This window comes from Arthrobacter zhaoxinii, assembly GCF_025244925.1.
In the GTDB taxonomy this organism is placed as follows: Bacteria; Actinomycetota; Actinomycetes; order Actinomycetales; family Micrococcaceae; genus Arthrobacter_B; species Arthrobacter_B zhaoxinii.
The window spans coordinates 1,596,299-1,611,989 of the sequence record NZ_CP104275.1; the positions used below are offsets into that span (position 1 = coordinate 1,596,299).

Annotated in this window: 19 protein-coding genes and 1 pseudogene; 17 read left to right on the top strand and 3 right to left on the bottom strand. The window is 63.3% G+C overall.

Features of this window, described 5'->3' with window-relative positions; genetic code table 11:
- The first annotated feature begins 2 nt into the window (after window positions 1-2).
- The 6 genes from N2K95_RS07480 (at window position 3) to N2K95_RS07505 (ending at window position 3,800) form a co-directional block, all read left to right on the top strand.
- Window positions 3-497 carry an immunity 26/phosphotriesterase HocA family protein gene (locus N2K95_RS07480; RefSeq protein ID WP_260653561.1) on the top strand — a complete coding sequence of 165 codons (495 nt, stop codon included), beginning with the start codon at window positions 3-5 and terminating at the stop codon, window positions 495-497.
- A gap of 164 nt (window positions 498-661) precedes the next feature.
- Entirely contained in the window at window positions 662-1,159 is a 498-nt protein-coding gene (locus tag N2K95_RS07485) for an immunity 26/phosphotriesterase HocA family protein (RefSeq protein ID WP_260653562.1), read from the top strand.
- Between the two features lie 208 nt (window positions 1,160-1,367).
- Window positions 1,368-1,883, top strand: coding sequence for an immunity 26/phosphotriesterase HocA family protein (locus N2K95_RS07490; RefSeq protein WP_260653563.1), 516 nt, complete (start codon window positions 1,368-1,370; stop codon window positions 1,881-1,883).
- 235 nt (window positions 1,884-2,118) lie between these two features.
- On the top strand, window positions 2,119-2,613 hold the full coding sequence (locus N2K95_RS07495; RefSeq protein WP_260653564.1) for an immunity 26/phosphotriesterase HocA family protein: 495 nt from the start codon (window positions 2,119-2,121) through the stop codon (window positions 2,611-2,613).
- A 108-nt stretch (window positions 2,614-2,721) separates the two neighbouring features.
- Window positions 2,722-3,192 (top strand): immunity 26/phosphotriesterase HocA family protein, encoded by a 471-nt coding sequence (locus N2K95_RS07500; RefSeq protein ID WP_260653565.1) that lies wholly within the window; start codon window positions 2,722-2,724, stop codon window positions 3,190-3,192.
- A 209-nt stretch (window positions 3,193-3,401) separates the two neighbouring features.
- Window positions 3,402-3,800: a hypothetical protein gene (locus tag N2K95_RS07505; RefSeq protein WP_260653566.1), complete on the top strand. Its 399-nt coding sequence runs from the start codon at window positions 3,402-3,404 to the stop codon at window positions 3,798-3,800.
- Window positions 3,801-3,895: 95 nt separating this feature from the next.
- Here the strand turns inward: N2K95_RS07505 and N2K95_RS07510 are convergent, their stop codons facing one another.
- Together N2K95_RS07510 and N2K95_RS07515 are read right to left on the bottom strand one after the other, a co-directional pair.
- On the bottom strand, window positions 3,896-4,552 hold the full coding sequence (locus N2K95_RS07510; RefSeq protein WP_260653567.1) for a dihydrofolate reductase family protein: 657 nt from the start codon (window positions 4,550-4,552) through the stop codon (window positions 3,896-3,898).
- A gap of 57 nt (window positions 4,553-4,609) precedes the next feature.
- Window positions 4,610-4,801, bottom strand: a pseudogene (locus N2K95_RS07515) (TIGR03085 family metal-binding protein); the annotation flags it as partial.
- A gap of 39 nt (window positions 4,802-4,840) precedes the next feature.
- On the opposite strand from N2K95_RS07515, the gene N2K95_RS07520 reads away from it, so the two are divergent.
- The 3 genes from N2K95_RS07520 (at window position 4,841) to N2K95_RS07530 (ending at window position 7,270) form a co-directional block, all read left to right on the top strand.
- Window positions 4,841-5,191 carry a hypothetical protein gene (locus N2K95_RS07520; RefSeq protein WP_260653863.1) on the top strand — a complete coding sequence of 117 codons (351 nt, stop codon included), beginning with the start codon at window positions 4,841-4,843 and terminating at the stop codon, window positions 5,189-5,191.
- An 853-nt stretch (window positions 5,192-6,044) separates the two neighbouring features.
- The gene (locus N2K95_RS07525; protein WP_260653568.1) at window positions 6,045-6,566 is read left to right on the top strand and encodes an immunity 26/phosphotriesterase HocA family protein; all 522 of its coding nucleotides are present in this window, start codon (window positions 6,045-6,047) and stop codon (window positions 6,564-6,566) included.
- A gap of 107 nt (window positions 6,567-6,673) precedes the next feature.
- The gene (locus tag N2K95_RS07530; RefSeq protein ID WP_260653569.1) at window positions 6,674-7,270 is read left to right on the top strand and encodes a hypothetical protein; all 597 of its coding nucleotides are present in this window, start codon (window positions 6,674-6,676) and stop codon (window positions 7,268-7,270) included.
- A 420-nt stretch (window positions 7,271-7,690) separates the two neighbouring features.
- On the opposite strand, the gene N2K95_RS07535 is transcribed toward N2K95_RS07530, so the two are convergent.
- Window positions 7,691-8,335: a TIGR03085 family metal-binding protein gene (locus N2K95_RS07535; RefSeq protein WP_255792835.1), complete on the bottom strand. Its 645-nt coding sequence runs from the start codon at window positions 8,333-8,335 to the stop codon at window positions 7,691-7,693.
- A 100-nt stretch (window positions 8,336-8,435) separates the two neighbouring features.
- Here N2K95_RS07535 and hisI point away from each other — a divergent pair, with 100 nt between their 5' ends.
- The 8 genes from hisI (at window position 8,436) to lgt (ending at window position 15,609) form a co-directional block, all read left to right on the top strand.
- Complete coding sequence (gene hisI / locus N2K95_RS07540; RefSeq protein WP_255792348.1) at window positions 8,436-8,822, top strand: phosphoribosyl-AMP cyclohydrolase; 387 nt, start codon at window positions 8,436-8,438, stop codon at window positions 8,820-8,822.
- 43 nt (window positions 8,823-8,865) lie between these two features.
- Window positions 8,866-10,440, top strand: a complete 1,575-nt coding sequence (locus N2K95_RS07545) for an anthranilate synthase component I (protein WP_260653570.1) — start codon at window positions 8,866-8,868, stop codon at window positions 10,438-10,440.
- Window positions 10,437-11,102: a Trp biosynthesis-associated membrane protein gene (locus N2K95_RS07550; protein WP_260653571.1), complete on the top strand. Its 666-nt coding sequence runs from the start codon at window positions 10,437-10,439 to the stop codon at window positions 11,100-11,102. Before N2K95_RS07545 ends, N2K95_RS07550 begins: the two co-directional genes overlap by 4 nt.
- Window positions 11,103-11,212: 110 nt before the next feature.
- Entirely contained in the window at window positions 11,213-11,506 is a 294-nt protein-coding gene (locus N2K95_RS07555) for an HGxxPAAW family protein (RefSeq protein WP_255792344.1), read from the top strand.
- Window positions 11,507-12,343, top strand: coding sequence for an indole-3-glycerol phosphate synthase TrpC (gene trpC / locus N2K95_RS07560; protein WP_260653572.1), 837 nt, complete (start codon window positions 11,507-11,509; stop codon window positions 12,341-12,343).
- A 67-nt stretch (window positions 12,344-12,410) separates the two neighbouring features.
- Complete coding sequence (trpB, locus tag N2K95_RS07565; protein WP_260653573.1) at window positions 12,411-13,772, top strand: tryptophan synthase subunit beta; 1,362 nt, start codon at window positions 12,411-12,413, stop codon at window positions 13,770-13,772.
- Window positions 13,769-14,578, top strand: a complete 810-nt coding sequence (gene trpA, locus N2K95_RS07570; protein ID WP_260653574.1) for a tryptophan synthase subunit alpha — start codon at window positions 13,769-13,771, stop codon at window positions 14,576-14,578. Before trpB ends, trpA begins: the two co-directional genes overlap by 4 nt.
- Window positions 14,575-15,609: a prolipoprotein diacylglyceryl transferase gene (gene lgt / locus N2K95_RS07575; protein WP_260653575.1), complete on the top strand. Its 1,035-nt coding sequence runs from the start codon at window positions 14,575-14,577 to the stop codon at window positions 15,607-15,609. Before trpA ends, lgt begins: the two co-directional genes overlap by 4 nt.
- Window positions 15,610-15,691: the final 82 nt, after the last annotated feature.

A 15,691-nucleotide genomic window follows, 5' to 3' on the forward strand; every position in this document is an offset into this window, starting at 1 on the left:
CTTTGAAAGATGGTGACGTCTTCAAGATCCCACTGGGTGACGGCAGGGCGGCCGTTGGTCAGATTGTATCTGAGCATTTGTCTGAGTATTACGTGGTTATCTTCGATTTTGTGGCCCCCGAGGAAGAAGTGCCTTCGCGGGTCACGGAGGCACTAGAGTCTGAGCCGCTCTTTTCTGGACTTTCCCTGGATGCTCTGTTCCGCCCAGGGCGATGGCAGGTACTGGAGAACAGGCCAGTGGACGGCCGGAATTTTCTTCCGGCGTATCGGATCGTTATTGGCGGTCCCGGCAACGTCATGGCCGAGAATTTCCGGGCCACCCGGAGACGACCTGCCACGGACTTGGAGAAAGAGATACTGCCTTACCGGGACACATTTTCCGCAGCGATTTTTGAGCGGGCGATGCGAGCCCATGTCGGGTTGGAGCCCTGGCGAGATGTTTTCGATGAACTCCGAGTGGGGAGACACGTCAAGAGTGCGGACCTTTTCGACGACTGAAAACCGGGCTTACATGGTGCGACACAGGAAGCCCTGTGACAGGGCTGGAAGCTGATGCGTGCCGGTGCCGTGCCCGGTCCGCGTAACGCTTCCGGTCAGGGGTGGGGCGCACGGCATCAGGAAGCTGGAGGCTATCCACGATGAATAAGCAAAAGTGGCCTTCCTTGAAAGATGGAGACGTCTTTAAGGTCCCTCTGGGCGACGGCAGGGCCGCTGTTGGCCAGGTTGTTTCCAAGTACTTGTCTGCCACGTATTACGTACTGATTTTCGATTTCATCGCAGCGGAGGAAGAGGTGCCGTCCTTGGTCTCGGAGGCGCTCAAGTCTGAGCCTCTCTTTGCCGGGCTCACCTTTGATGCATTGTTTCGCCCTGGGCGCTGGCAGGTACTCGAAAACAGACCGGCGGACGGTCGGAAGTACCTTCCGGCCTATAAGGTCGGGTGGCATGTGCCGGGACAGTACGTGGTCGAGGACTTCCGTGCCACACGGAGGCGACCTGCCACAGACTTGGAAAGGGAGATCCTGCCTCACAGGAAGACACGCTCGCCCGCAATTTTTGACGACGCTATCCGGGCTCACGCTGGGTTGGAGCCGTGGCTCGAGTACTACGATGAGCTTCGGCCATGGACTATCGTCACCAGTGCGGAGCTCTTCGACGACTGAAATCCGGGCGCGTGGTTCGGCCCCGGAAGAGTTGAGACAGGGCTACGGCCCGGCTCGTGCCGGTGCCGTGCTCGGTGCGCCTATCGCTTTCGGTCAGCTGATGGGGGCGAGCCCGGTTCGCTGGACAGGTTTCTCTTTCTATCCCAGCCTCGTCGTGGATGCCGGGAAGGACTAATGCGAGATATCAGGAAGCTGAAGGCGATCCACAGTGAATAAAAAGTGGCCTTCTTTGAAGGACGGTGACGTCTTCAAGATCCCACTGGGCGACGGCAGGGCGGCCGTTGGCCAAGTTGTTTCCAAGTACTTGTCTGTGTACTACGTGGTTATTTTCGATTTTGTGGCTCCGGAGGAACAGGTCCCTTCACGGGTCACGGAGGCACTTGGTTCTGAACCTCTTTTTGCTGGACTTTCTCGCGATGCCCTGTTCCGCCCAGAGCGATGGCAGGTGCTCGAGAACAGGCCGGTGGACAGTCGGAAGTTCCTTCCGGCCTATAAGGTCGGGTGGCGCGTCCCGGGACAGTACGTGGTCGAGGATTTCTGGGGCACCCGGAGACGCCCTGCCACGGATCTGGAGGAACAAATTCTTCCCTTCAGGGCAACAAACTCCGCTGCGATTTTCGAGGATGCTATCCGCGCGCATGTTGGGCTGGAGCCTTGGGATGAGTTCTATGACGAGCTCCGAGTGGGGAAGTTTGTCAAGAGCGCGGACCTTTTCGACGACTGAAAACCGAGCTTACATGGGGCGGCCCAGGAAGGGTTGTGACAGGTCTGCGGCCCGGCTCGTGCCGGTGCCGTGCCCGGTCCGCGTAACGCCTCCGGTCCACTGGAGGGCCGACCCGGTTCTCTGGACAGGTTTCTCTTTCTACCCCAGCCTCGTGGCGGCCGCGGAGAAGGACTAATGATGCGATGTATCAGGAAGTTGGAGGCGATCCGCGGTGAGTAGGCAAAAGTGGCCTTCTTTGAAAGATGGTGACGTCTTCAAGATCCCTCTGGGCGACGGCAGAGCCGCCGTTGGCCAAGTAGTTTCTTCGTACATAGGTGAGTATTACGTAATCATCTACGATTTCGTGGCGCCGGAAGAGGAAGTCCCCTCGATGGTCTCGGAGGCGCTTGAATCCAAGCCTCTTTTTGCTGGGTCGTCTCTCGGTGGGCGGTTTCGCTCGGGGCGATGGAAGGTACTTGGAAACATGCCGGTAGACGGCCGAAAGTTCCTTCCCGCATACAAAATCGGATGGCGCATTCCAGGAGAATACGTGGTCGAGAATTTTTGGGGCACCCGGAGACGCCGCGCCACGGATCTGGAGGTACAGATCCTTCCTTTCCGGGCGACACATTCCGCTGCGTTTTTCGAGCACGCGATGCAAGCACATGTAGGGCTGAATGCATGGCACGAAGCGTTCGATGACGTCTTGGTAGGGGATATCGTCACCAGTGCGGACCTCTTCGACGATTGAAACCGTGCGACCCAGGAAGGGTCGTGACAGGGCTACTGGCTGACCCATCCGGGTGAGTTGGGCCCACCAGATGAGCGACCGAAGATGCGAAAATTCAGGAGGAGCCCCATGGTCAAGAATCGAAGAGTTTCAGCGCCGAAAGGCGGCGACATCTTCACGATTCCGTTAGATGATGACCGGGTTGCGCTGGGGCAAGTTATCTCGTCTTTTCATGCCGCGTATTACATAGTTGTATTCGAATGTACTTCGCTGGCAAATGAAATTCCATTACAGATCCCTGAGGCACTGCGCTCCAGGCCCTTCCTTGCGGGACTGACCTTTGCTGCCCTCATTCGTCATGGGCACTGGACAGTCGTGGAGAATAGGCCCGTGGACAGTAAAAAGTTTCTGCCGGCATATAAGACCGGGACCGACAAATTGGGAAACTGTATGATTGAGGACTTCAAAGGGCAAGTGTGGCGACCCGCCACCGCACTGGAGGAAAAACTAATACCCTTTAGGGAAATAACCTCACCAATCCGCTTTGAAAAGGCTATGAAAGCCCACATTGGCTTGGAGCCTTGGGATGAATCAATATGAGCGCCTTCGGATGGGAGACGTGGTCACCAGTGCGGATCTATTTGGTGATTACTAAGACGGATCCATCTGACAGCTGAGTCGCTTATGGAGAAGTGAACGGCAAGTCAGTGCTCCATTGGCCGTACCCGCTAGTGCTAGCGACGATCCGCGGGCCGGAAAGCCGGTGTGTCACGCCGCATGGATCCCTCTTGGGCAGTACTCTCCGAGTCATGACTTACGACATTCTGGCGTTCGATCCGGACAGTGTGACGGACGCGAATTTCCCCGCCTGGTGGGAAGCTCAATCGAGTTGGTCAGAGAGCCACTCTTACGATGACGTCTCCGTGGCAACTCCCGCGCTGCGAGCATTTTACAACGAGCTCGTTTCGACTTTCCCTCCGATGAACGGGCCAGACTCTCCGACCAATGAGGAAATCGAGGAAGATCCCGATTTGGAAGATCGACTTACCGATTACTCGATCGGCACGGCCGTGATCTATGCGGCGTTTGCCTGGAGCCAAGACTCAAAGGCGCGACCTCTTTTTACCTCGTTGGCTGCAAAGCATGGCGTCGCCGTCGCGTTGGTCAGCGACGGCGACGAGATCCTTCGCCCGCCGACTACTCAATAAGCCGACAAGGGCACCACGCCGGCACGGAAAGCTCACGGGACAGCCGGCACAGCCGATGGGGTCCCACTACAAGTACTGTGAGCATGGTGCTGCGGTCATGACCCGACCGAACGCCGGAACGTGACGTGCGTGGTGCCACTCGGTGCTGACTCAGCGGTGACCTGCGAGCCCGCCTCCAGACCGCGCAGGTCATCCCACAGCCGGACCCCGCGGCCGAGAATGATGGGGGCGATGCCGACGTGAAGGTCATCGACGAGGCCGGCCCGAAGGAAGTCGCGCACGGTCGACGCGCCACCGCCCACTCGCACATCCCCGCCCCCGGCGGCCGCGGTGGCCGTATCCAGCGCCTCCTCGGGCGTTGCCGTGAGGAATTGGAAGGTGGTGCCTCCGGCCATCTCGAGCGGGTGCCGCGGCTCGTGCGTCAGCACAAAGACAGGAACATGGAAGGGCGGATCCTCGCCCCACCATCCGCACCACTCGGGGTCATTGGGGTTCGCATGCAGCCCGAACATCCCCGCCCCCATGATCTCCGCGCCGACGTCTTCAAAGTAGCGCGCGGCATAGCGGTCATCGACGCCGGTGGTTCCTTCGCCGCTTTCATCGTGCAGCACCCGCTGACGGAAAGTTCGGGTGGCAGCATACGCGGCGGTGAGGCGCCCCCAGTCGTCACCGAACGGGTTCTCCGGAGTCTGGTCCGTAGTCGTGGCGAAACCGTCGAGAGAGATATTCAGGTCAACGCGGACACGGCTCATAGCTGGCCTCCCTGCGGGTCAGGCGCCTCGCGACGCCCTTCCAGTAATAACTAAAACCTAAAGCCCGATGCCGGCACTTTCCAATAGGGCGACGGCGTCCGGCTGGCCTTCGTACATCACCAGGGCATGCCCGGTCCGGCCGTGGGCGTGCAGCAGCAGCTCACAGGGTTCGCCGACAATCGCCACCGAGACCGGAGCGCGTTTGGCGACATGCCGGGGACCGTCCGGGCGGACCAGCACAATGCCCAGGGTCCACGCCGCGGTGCGGCGATTCTGGGCGGGGTCGCATTGATGTTCGTGCCCGGCGGGCAGGGCTTCGGTGCAGCATTGATCATGTTCGGTGCCGACGTGGTGATCCAGAAGGCCACCACGGGTGAGGTGAACTGGCTTTTGGCCGGCCTGAACCTGGTGGGTTTCGGTGCCGGCGGGGTTGCATCCAGAATCGTTCGCAACCCCGTGGTGCGTGAGGCCGTGGAAGACGGGGTCGAGGGCGCTGTTGACGAGCTGGGAGAGCAAGTTCTCGGACAGGAGAGGCTAGGAGGCCTCTCCCCTGAGCCGGAAGGGATCGTCTATCTGCGCACTGACCCGTCAGGTCAGGTGAAGCCTTACATTGGGCGGTCTGAGTCCGGAGAGGTTTGAGGCGCGAAAAACAGAACACAACAGAAGCATTCCCGGGATCACATTTGAATTCGATGAATTGGACCGAGCAGAGCCGGGCGTCGAGTTGGATAGACTGGAGGAGTTTTATATCCGCGAATTCGGCGGACCTACAAATAAGCGGAACCCGGATGGCGGACTTTCTAATAAGAGGCACCAAATGAGCGATAAGAGATATCAGGAAGCTGGAGGTGATCCGCGGTGAGTAAGCAAGAGTGGCCTTCTTTGAATGATGGTGACGTCTTCAAGATCCCTCTGGGTGACGGTAGGGCCGCTGTTGGCCAGATTGTTTCTAAGTACTTGACTAGCTATTACATGGTTTTTTTCGATTTCATCGCAGCGGAGGAAGAGGTGCCGTCGTTGGTCACGGAGGCGCTCGAGTCTGAGCCGCTCTTTGCCGGGCTGACCCATGATGGATTGTTTCGCCCTGGGCGACCGGCGATGGCAGGTGCTCGAGAACAGGCCGGTGGACGGTCGGAAGTACCTTCCGGCCTACATCATCGGGGGGCACATCCCGTCACGGTGCAAGGTCGAGGACTTCCGGGGTACCCGGGGACGCCCTGCCACGGACTTGGAGAGGGAGACGCTTCCTCACAGGAAGACACGCTCGTCCGCTATTTTTGACGATGCTATCCGGGCTCACGCTGGGTTGGAGCCGTGGATCGAGTACTACGATGGCCTCCGGGTGGGGGATGTAGTCACCAGCGCGGAGCTCTTCGGCGACTGAAACCGGGCGACTCAGGAAGGGTCGTGGCAGGGCTACTGCCTGACCCGTCCGGGTGAGTGGGGCCCACCAAATGAGCGACCGAAGATACGAAAATTCAGGAGGAGCCCCATGGTCAAGAATCGAAGAGTTTCAGCGCCGAAAGGCGGCGACATCTTCACGATTCCGTTAGATGACGACCGGGTGGCGCTGGGGCAAGTTATCTCGTCGCTTCATGCCGCGTATTACATAGTCGTATTCGATTCTGCGGTACCAGCGAACGAAGTTCCATTACTAATTCCAGAGGTGCTCCAAACCAAACCCTTCCTCGCTGGGCTAACCTTCGATGCCCTTATTCGTCACGGGCACTGGCAGGTAGTTGACCAGCGACCGGTCGATAGCGAAAAGTTCCTGCCTGCATATAAGACAGGCACGAGGCAGTTGGGGAACTGTATGATCGAGAACTTCAAGGGAGAAGTGTGGCGACCGGCCACTCCATTGGAGGAAGAGATGATCCCGTTCAGACGAGACACCTCGCCAATTCGTTTTGAAATGGCTATGAAAGCCCACATTGGTTTGGAGCCGTGGGACGAGTCATATGAACGCCTTCGGGTTGGAGACGTGATCACCAGTGCGGATCTTTTTGGCGGTTAGGAAGACGAAGCCAGAGCACGACGAGTCTCATATGTAGAAGGAGTGCCGGGAGTCGGTGGGACCGTTCAGCAAATGAACGCACGGAAAACCTTCACACAGGGAACTGCATGAGGTTTGACGCAAAATCATTAGCGCCCTTGGGGCTGGATCCGGTCGGCTTCCTGACCTATATTTTGCTCACCCAGACGGGACGCCGGATGTTGAGCGCACGAAGGACTATATGGAGACGATTCAGGCTGTGCGGCGGTTCGCAAGGCGGGCGGTACCGCCTCGGTCCTGCTTTCTGTTCTGAAGAGCTCGACCTGGGACTAATAGTCAAGGAGACCGTTGAACCAATGGTAGGAAATGAATCACTGCCTGCTCTGTACGGCCACATGATCGAGTACGGGATAATCGACCTTCACCCATGGTTTCTTCTGCGAGGAGAAGACCAGTTATGGCGAGCTCAGCATATTGAGAAGGTATTCCCGGGCTGGGAGGTCATTCCCTTTGCCCGTCGGACTGATAATGATGACGTGGCGTGCTGGACCGGCAGCAAGGTTGTAGTAACCGATGACTGGGATCTGATTTGGAAGAACGGGGCGCCGCTGCGTTGGGTCGCACGTGAGTACGCCTCCATGGAGGACTGGTTCCTCGCTGCCTCCCAGGACTTCATCGAGCACTACTTGAGCGGAGGCGGCGGAAGCAATGTGGGAGCAACGTGACGTCCTCAGTACTTCGGGATTGGAATAGTCACCGTGAATTATGTTGACGATGCTGTACGGAATATATCGAGGTTCGCTGAACTGTTGAGCCTGGTGGGACTCCCGGAGCTGGGCGAGAATTGTAAAAAGCTCGCAGAAAGACTGGACCGTGATAGGTCCGATCAGACTCTAAGTGATACCCGTAATTGGATTAGGGAAACCTTTAAATACCAAGGCAGTGGAAGCATCCCTGATCGATATGTGGCACAAGAGGACGGTTCAGCCGATCTTGTCCTGACCACGGAGTATCACGGGCTTATACATACCCTCGGCGCCTTCGTCTGCGACGGCCATGAGATCAGCCGCCAGGCCAACCGGAACAGCGGTCCACACGGGTCCTAAGCCGACTACTGGGGTTGACGGACTAAGGCCGGCGGCAGCCTAAAGCCCGATGTCGGCGCTTTCCAGCAGGGCGACGGCGTCCGGCTGGCCCTCGTACATCACCAGCGCATGCCCGGTCCGGCCGTGGGCGTGCAGCAGCAGCTCACAGGGCTCGCCGACAATCGCCACCGAAACCGGAGCGCGTTTGGCCACGTGCCGGGGACCGTCCGGGCGGACCAGCACAATGCCCAGGTCCACGCCGCGGTACAGGATGGCAGCACGCTTGATCAGTTCGGCCCACAAGGCATCCGAATAGTCCGAATCCAGGGCGCGCGGCGCCCAGCGGTCCGAGGCACGGCGGATGTCTTCAGTGTGCACAAAGTACTCGCTGAGGTTGGCGCTGTTATCCACCGATTTGAGGTGCATGGGGGAGAGGCGGGGCGGGCCGGCCCGGAAGGCTCGGACCAGCTTGCCGTAGCCTTCCGTGGTGGACGCTTTCTGCGCCGTTTCCTCCAGCGCCTTGTCCGTGCGCGCCGCCAGGGGCTTGATGAACATGCCCAGGGCAGCACTCATACGGTGCTCGCGCAGGTACAGATGAGCTGCGAGCTCCTTGGTCTGCCACCCCTCGCAAAGCGTGGGTGCATTGGGCCCGGCTGCAAGCAGCGTCTCGGCCAGGACTTCACGGGACGGATCAACGAAATGCATCACTGCTGAAACTAGCATGGAACCCGGTGTTTCGGCGGGGCTGCGGCTCCAATTCGCGCGCGCGGCGGCGTTTTAGTGCCGGGCAGTAGAATCGGTAGCGATGCTTCCTTCACCTTCCCCCCAGAATCCGCCGGCTGCCCTCGATCCGGAGCTCGCCGCGTCGCTCAAGCGCGACGACGCCGGGCTGGTGGCCGCCGTCATCCAGCAGTACGACACCAACCAGGTCCTGATGCTCGGCTGGATGGATGACGAAGCCCTGCACCGCACCCTGACCACGGGCCGGGTGACGTTCTGGTCCCGCTCCCGGCAGGAGTACTGGCGCAAGGGGGACACCTCCGGACATGTGCAGTGGGTGAAGTCCGTAGCAGTGGACTGCGACGGTGACGCCCTGCTGGTCCGCGTGGACCAGGTGGGAGCGGCCTGCCACACCGGCACCCGCACCTGCTTCGACGGCCGTGAGCTGCCCGCCGTCGTCGGCGCTGCCTAAGACCGAAGCTCCACCACCACCGCAGGGAAGAAGTAGGAACAACATGCAGGATCTAGGAGCCATCCGCCCCACTCTGGAGGAATTCCGGGCCCTGGCGTGCGACCGCCGGGTGATCCCCGTGCGCCTCACCGTGCTGGCGGACGCCCACACCCCCATCGGCATCTACCGCAAGCTCACCAACGGCGAGCCCGGCACCTTCCTGATGGAATCGGCCGCGTCCGGAGGCGTCTGGTCCCGCTACTCCTTCATCGGCGCCCGGTCCCGCGCCACCCTCACCACGCTGGACGGGCAGGCCCACTGGCTGGGCGAACCGCCGGCCGGCGTACCGCTGGACGGGAGCCCGGTCGAGGCCCTGGCCCGCACCGTGGACCTGCTGGCCACCGACCGTTTCGACGAGCTGCCCCCGTTCACCTCCGGCATGGTCGGCTTTGTCGGATGGGAAACCGTGCGGCACTGGGAGAAACTGCCCAACCCGCCGGCGGATGACCTGGACCTGCCCGAGATCGCGATGAACCTGGTCTCGGACATGGCCATCCACGACAACAGCGACGGCACCGTCACGCTGGTGGCCAACGCGATCAACTTCGACGGCTCCGACGAACGCGTGGACGAGGCCTGGCACGACGCCGTGGCCCGCGTCCGCTCCATGCTCGGCCGGCTCGCGGCCCCCACCCCGCAGGCCGTCTCCGTGCTGGCCGCGGGCACCACCATTGACGTCGCTGCGAACGTCAAGGAGAGCTGGCCCAAACCGGAGTACACCCGGGCGGTGGAGCGCGGCAAGCAGGCCATTGTGGACGGCGAGGTGTTCCAGGTGGTCATTTCGCGCCGCTTCGAAGCCGACTGCCGGGCTGAAGCACTGGACGTCTACCGGGTACTGCGCACCACCAACCCCAGCCCGTACATGTACCTGTTCAACTTCGAGGATGCGCACGGCAATCCGTTCAAGGTGGTCGGCTCCTCCCCGGAAGCCCTCGTCACCGTGACCGGCCGCGACGTGATCACACATCCGATTGCCGGCTCCCGGCCCCGCGGCCGGACCTCCGAACTGGACAGGGCACTGGCCGAGGAACTGCTGGAAGACGAAAAGGAACGGGCCGAACACCTGATGCTGGTGGACCTGGCCCGCAACGACCTGTCCAAGGTCTGCCGCCCCGGCAGCATCGACGTCACCCAGTTCATGGAGGTGGAGCGGTTCAGCCACATCATGCACCTGGTCTCCACCGTCGTCGGCCGGCTCGCGGACGCCTCCACCGCCTATGACGTGCTCGCCGCGACGTTCCCGGCCGGAACACTGTCCGGAGCACCGAAGCCGCGCGCGCTGCGCCTGCTGGACGAGGTGGAACCGCACCGCCGCGGGATCTACGGCGGGGTGGTCGGCTACCTCGACTTCGCCGGGGACATGGACATGGCCATTGCCATCCGCTCCGCCCTGCTGCGGGACGGCAAGGCATACGTCCAGGCCGGCGGCGGCATCGTCAACGATTCGGACCTGGAAGCGGAAGCCCAGGAAACCGTCAACAAGGCGGCCGCGCCGCTGCGGGCCGCCCTCCTCGCCGGATCACTGGAGACCGTCGCGGCGCCTCCCGCCGGCACCATCGCACAGGAAGCAGACAAGTGAGCACCACCACCCCCCGCTGGGGCCGCAAGGGTACCGTCATCATGGGGACCGTCCTCCTGGCAGCCCTGGCCTTCGGCACCACCACCCGCACCTGGCTCAACGTCACCCTCCCCGCCACGGACGTGGTGACGCCCGACGTCGCCGTCTCGGGCAGCGATGCCGCCACCGCCGTCACGGCGTTCGCCGTGGTCGGTGTCGCCGCCGCCCTGGCCGCCGGAATTGCCGGCCGGATTGCCCGCTGGGTCATCGCCGTCATCATCGCGGTCTCCGGGATCGGCGTGGCCGTGGCCAGCTACCGGATCATCACCGACCCCCTGCAGGGCGCGGCCGGCGCCATCGGCAAGGCGATCGGCGTCAGTTCCGCCGAGGGCACCGTGGCGGAACTGACCGTCATGCCGTACGCCGCCCTGGCCATCGGGATCCTGATTGCCCTGGCCGGTGTCTGGCTCGCCCTCGCGGGCCGGTACTGGACGACGTCGCGCCGTTACGCCCCGACGGCGGAGCCCGCCGCCGGAGCCACCGCCGCGGACTCCGCGGAAGGAACCGCCGCGCCCGGCCCGGACGTACGCAGCCGGAAGGACGCCGCGTCAGGCCCGCCCGTCGACGAAATCGACAGCTGGGACCGGCTTACCCGCGGCGAGGATCCCACCGACCCCAAGTAGGTCCACCCACCAGACCACCGGATTGCGCCGAACACCGGAGCAATATGTGAAAGGGTTTCCGCCCAGTAATGGCAGAATGGAAACCAGATTCGTTAACGAGGAGATTCATCATGAGCACAAACGCCACAGACCAGCACCTGGGAGCGGGCCAGGAAAACGCGGGCGAAAGCCACGCCAGCATTCACGACGAGACCATCGGGCACGGCAACACCCCCGCCGCCTGGGCCTGCGTACTGATCATGATTATCGGCGCTGCTGTGTCCTCTGTTGCCTACTGCATGGCCAGCTACGTTGGCTTCTTTGCGGGCATCGCCGTGATGCTGGTCGGCCTGCTGGTCGGCTTCATCATGCGCAAGGCAGGCTACGGCGTCAACGGATCGAAGCTGAAGAAAAGCAGCCACTGAGTGAGCGTTCTCGACGACATCATTGCCGGCGTTCGGGAGGACCTTTCCGAACGCCGGCAAAGTGTCCCGCTCGAGCAGGTCCGCGGCCAGGCGCTGCAGGCACCGGCACCGCTGGACGCCTACGCAGCGCTGGGCGGAACAGCCGAACCCCGCACCGAGCTGCGGGTCATCGCCGAGGTCAAACGCAGCAGCCCCTCCAAGGGTGAGCTCGCAGACATTGCCGACCCCGCTTCGCTGGCCGCAGCGTATGAGCGCGGGGGAGCCGCCGTCATCAGCGTGCTCACCGAACAGCGCCGGTTCCGGGGTTCCCTCGCGGACCTGGACGCCGTCCGCGCCGCCGTCGGCATCCCCGTGCTGCGCAAGGACTTCACCGTCGACGAGTACCAGATCTGGGAAGCACGCGCCCACGGCGCAGACCTCATCCTGCTCATTGTCGCGGCTCTGGACGACGATCAGCTGCGCCGCTTCCTGGACATCACGCACGAATTGGGTATGAACGCCCTGGTCGAGACGCACACCGCAGACGAAGTAAACCGGGCCGTCGCCCTGGGGGCGCGGATCATCGGCATCAACGTCCGCAACCTCAAAACGCTCGACGTTGACCGCTCAGTGTTCGCCGCCCTGGCCGGCAGCATTCCCGCCGGCCCCGTGGTCATTGCCGAGTCCGGCGTCCGTGACGCCGCCGACGTCGAGCACTACGCTTCCAACGGAGCCAACGCCGTGCTGGTGGGCGAAGCCCTCGTGAAGCACGCATCCCCGGCCGAAACCATCGGCGAGTTCACCGCCGCCGGCGCCAAGGCCCTGGCTGCCCGCGCCCGGCTCCACGGTGAAAGCTGACCCCTAGCACCACCACCCTGTCCGGGCAGGAACGGCCCGGGCCTAAGCAGGACAGGACACAAAGCCCATGATCGGGAAGTCGGAACAGGCTCAGGCAGCAGGAGCTGCCGCGGAAACCGGAAGCGGAAGCGTCACGGAGGCCTTCCTGAACGGGGGAGTGTCCTCCCTGCGCCACGCCTCCGGCCCGTACTTCGGCGAGTACGGCGGCCGCTGGATGCCCGAATCCCTGATCGCTGCCCTGGACGAACTGGAAGACACCTTCGAAAAGGCCAAGGCCGATCCGGAGTTCACCGCCCAGGTGGCTGACCTGAACAAGAACTACTCCGGCCGCCCGTCGCTGCTCACCGAAGCCAAGCGCTTCTCCGAACACGCCGGCGGAGTGCGGATCTTCCTCAAGCGCGAAGACCTCAACCACACCGGCTCCCACAAGATCAACAACGTCCTGGGCCAGGCACTGCTCGCCAAGCGGATGGGCAAGACCCGGGTCATCGCCGAGACCGGCGCCGGACAGCACGGCGTAGCCAGCGCCACCGCCGCGGCCCTGCTCGGCCTGGAATGCGTGGTTTACATGGGGGCCGAGGACTGCCGCCGCCAGGCCCTGAACGTGGCCCGGATGGAACTGCTCGGCGCCAAGGTCATTCCGGTGACCAACGGCTCCCAGACGCTGAAGGACGCCATCAACGAGGCGCTGCGGGACTGGGTCGCGAACGTGGACAACACCCACTACCTGCTCGGCACCGCAGCCGGGGCGCATCCGTTCCCGGCCATGGTCCGCTACTTCCACGAAGTGATCGGCGAAGAAGCCCGCGCCCAGATGCTGGAGCAGGCCGGCCGGCTGCCGGACGCGGTGTGTGCCTGCATCGGCGGCGGCTCCAACGCCATCGGCATCTTCCACGGCTTCCTCGACGATCCCGACGTGAAGATCTACGGCTTCGAGGCCGGCGGCGACGGCGTCGAAACCGGCCGCCACGCCGCCACCATCACCCTCGGCCGGCCCGGCGTGCTGCACGGTGCCCGCTCCTACCTGATGCAGGACGACGACGGCCAGACGGTCGAATCCCACTCCATCTCCGCAGGGCTGGACTACCCCGGAGTCGGACCCGAACACGCCTACCTGGCCGACATCGGGCGGGTCAGCTACGAACCGATCACCGATGCCGAGGCCATGGACGCCTTCCAGCTGCTCTGCCGCACCGAAGGCATCATCCCCGCAATCGAATCCGCCCACGCCCTGGCCGGTGCCATCAAGGTGGGCCAGCGCCTGGCCGCCGAGGCGGCCGGCTCCGACGGAAATGTTTCCGAGAAAATCGTGCTGGTGAACCTCTCAGGCCGCGGCGACAAGGACGTGGCAACCGCCGCGGAATGGTTCAACCTGCTGGACGAGCGCTCAGCCGAAGCAGAAATCGGCAAAGAAGGGGAACAGCTGTGAGCACCGAGGCAACGCAGAGCAAGTCCGCCGCAGCCATTGACCGGGCCGCCGCCCAGGGGCGGGCCGCGCTCATCGGCTACCTGCCCGCCGGCTACCCCACCGTGGAAGCCACCATCGCCGCAGGCATCGCCCTGGTGGAAAACGGTGCGGACCTGATCGAAATCGGCATCCCGTACTCCGACCCCGTGATGGACGGGCACGTCATCCAGGCCGCCACCACGCAGGCGCTGGCGGACGGCTTCCGTGTAGCGCAGGTATTCGACGTCGTTGCCGGCATCACCGCCGCCACCGACGCCGCCGTGCTGGTCATGACCTACTGGAACCCCGTGGTCCGGATGGGCGTGGACGAGTTCTCCCGCCGCCTGGCCGAAGCCGGGGGAGCAGGGCTGATCACCCCGGACCTGGTTCCGGATGAAGCCTCCGAATGGCTGGAAGCCTCCGACAAGTACGGCCTGGACCGCGTCTTCCTGGTCGCCCCGTCCTCCACCGAGGCCCGGATGAAGAGCACCGTGGCCGCCAGCCGCGGCTTCGTCTACGCCGTCTCCATCATGGGCGTCACCGGCGCGCGGGACAGCGTCAGCGACGCCGCCCAGAGCGTTGTCAGCGCCGCCCGCGACGCCGGCGCCGAACGCGTCTGCGTGGGACTGGGCGTCTCCCGTGCCGAACACGTCCGCGAAATCGGCGCCTACGCCGACGGCGTCATTGTGGGCACCGCCCTGGTGGCGGCCCTGCGCGACGGCGGCACGGACGCCGTCGCTGCCCTCACCCGTGACCTCAGTACCGGAACCCCGAAGGCCAGCCGATGAACCCGATGTCCGTGTACGCCAGCATCCCCAGCCCGCCCGCTGAGTTCAGCAGCTTCTCACTGGGGCCGCTGACCATCCACGCGTATGCGCTGTGCATCCTGGCCGGCATCATGCTCGCCCTGTGGCTCACGGCCCGGCGGTGGAAGGCCCGCGGCCTGGACGCGGACGCGGTCTGGGACATCTCCATCTGGGCCATCCCGTTCGGCATTATCGGCGGACGGCTCTACCACGTGTTCTCCTCCCCGGACGCCTACTTCGGACCGGACGGGGACCTGTCCCTCATTCCGCAGATCTGGCTCGGCGGGCTGGGTATCTGGGGTGCGGTGGCCCTCGGCGCCGTCGGTGCCTGGATCGGCTGCCGCCGGGCGGGCATCAAGCTCTCCACCTTCGCCGACGCCGGCGCCCCCGGGCTGCTGCTGGCCCAGGCCGTGGGCCGCTGGGGCAACTGGTTCAACCAGGAACTGTTCGGCTCCGAAACGGACGCACCCTGGGGCCTGGAAATCGACGCGGACAACGCCAATTTCCCCGCCGATGCCGCCCCCGGCACCACGTTCCACCCCACCTTCCTCTACGAGTCGCTCTGGAACCTGGCCGGCGTGGCCCTGCTCCTGCTGCTGGACCGCCGGTTCCGGCTCCGCGGCGGCCGCCTGTTCTGGATTTACGCCGCCTTCTACACCGCCGGACGGCTCTGGATAGAGGTGCTGCGCATCGACGATGCCGAAATGATTACGCTGCTCGGCGTCACACAACGCCTTAATGTGTGGACCAGCGTGCTGATCCTGGCCGTCTCCATCGCGATGTTCATTTACCTCACGCTCAAGGCACGCAAGGGCGGCGAGGGCTCGCTGTACCTCCCGGGACGTGAACCTGCGCAGGGAAGCGGTATTACCGCAGCAGATAACAAGAATGAAACAGAAGCGGGGAATGCGGAATCGGCATCAGCAGAACGCCCGGTGCGTGCTAATCTCGCAGAGACAAAAACCGAGGATTCCCTTCCTCACCGGTCCAGGAACAACGGACCTTCTGCCTGACCCACAGGGTTACCCTCCCGGTGCTGCAGGCGGAGCCACAGAGACGTGGCGCCAGAGCGCTGCAGCACCGGGCCACCCCTTC

What these genes read in the sequence shown, in the direction of transcription:
- N2K95_RS07500 (WP_260653565.1), top strand. Translation starts at nt 2,722, where the DNA reads ATGGTCAAGAATCGAAGAGTTTCAGCGCCGAAAGGCGGCGACATCTTC.
- N2K95_RS07505 (WP_260653566.1), top strand. Translation starts at nt 3,402, where the DNA reads ATGACTTACGACATTCTGGCGTTCGATCCGGACAGTGTGACGGACGCG.
- N2K95_RS07510 (WP_260653567.1), bottom strand. Translation starts at nt 4,552, where the DNA reads ATGAGCCGTGTCCGCGTTGACCTGAATATCTCTCTCGACGGTTTCGCC.
- N2K95_RS07525 (WP_260653568.1), top strand. Translation starts at nt 6,045, where the DNA reads ATGGTCAAGAATCGAAGAGTTTCAGCGCCGAAAGGCGGCGACATCTTC.
- N2K95_RS07530 (WP_260653569.1), top strand. Translation starts at nt 6,674, where the DNA reads ATGAGGTTTGACGCAAAATCATTAGCGCCCTTGGGGCTGGATCCGGTC.
- N2K95_RS07535 (WP_255792835.1), bottom strand. Translation starts at nt 8,335, where the DNA reads ATGCATTTCGTTGATCCGTCCCGTGAAGTCCTGGCCGAGACGCTGCTT.
- hisI (WP_255792348.1), top strand. Translation starts at nt 8,436, where the DNA reads ATGCTTCCTTCACCTTCCCCCCAGAATCCGCCGGCTGCCCTCGATCCG.
- N2K95_RS07545 (WP_260653570.1), top strand. Translation starts at nt 8,866, where the DNA reads ATGCAGGATCTAGGAGCCATCCGCCCCACTCTGGAGGAATTCCGGGCC.
- N2K95_RS07555 (WP_255792344.1), top strand. Translation starts at nt 11,213, where the DNA reads ATGAGCACAAACGCCACAGACCAGCACCTGGGAGCGGGCCAGGAAAAC.
- trpB (WP_260653573.1), top strand. Translation starts at nt 12,411, where the DNA reads ATGATCGGGAAGTCGGAACAGGCTCAGGCAGCAGGAGCTGCCGCGGAA.
- lgt (WP_260653575.1), top strand. Translation starts at nt 14,575, where the DNA reads ATGAACCCGATGTCCGTGTACGCCAGCATCCCCAGCCCGCCCGCTGAG.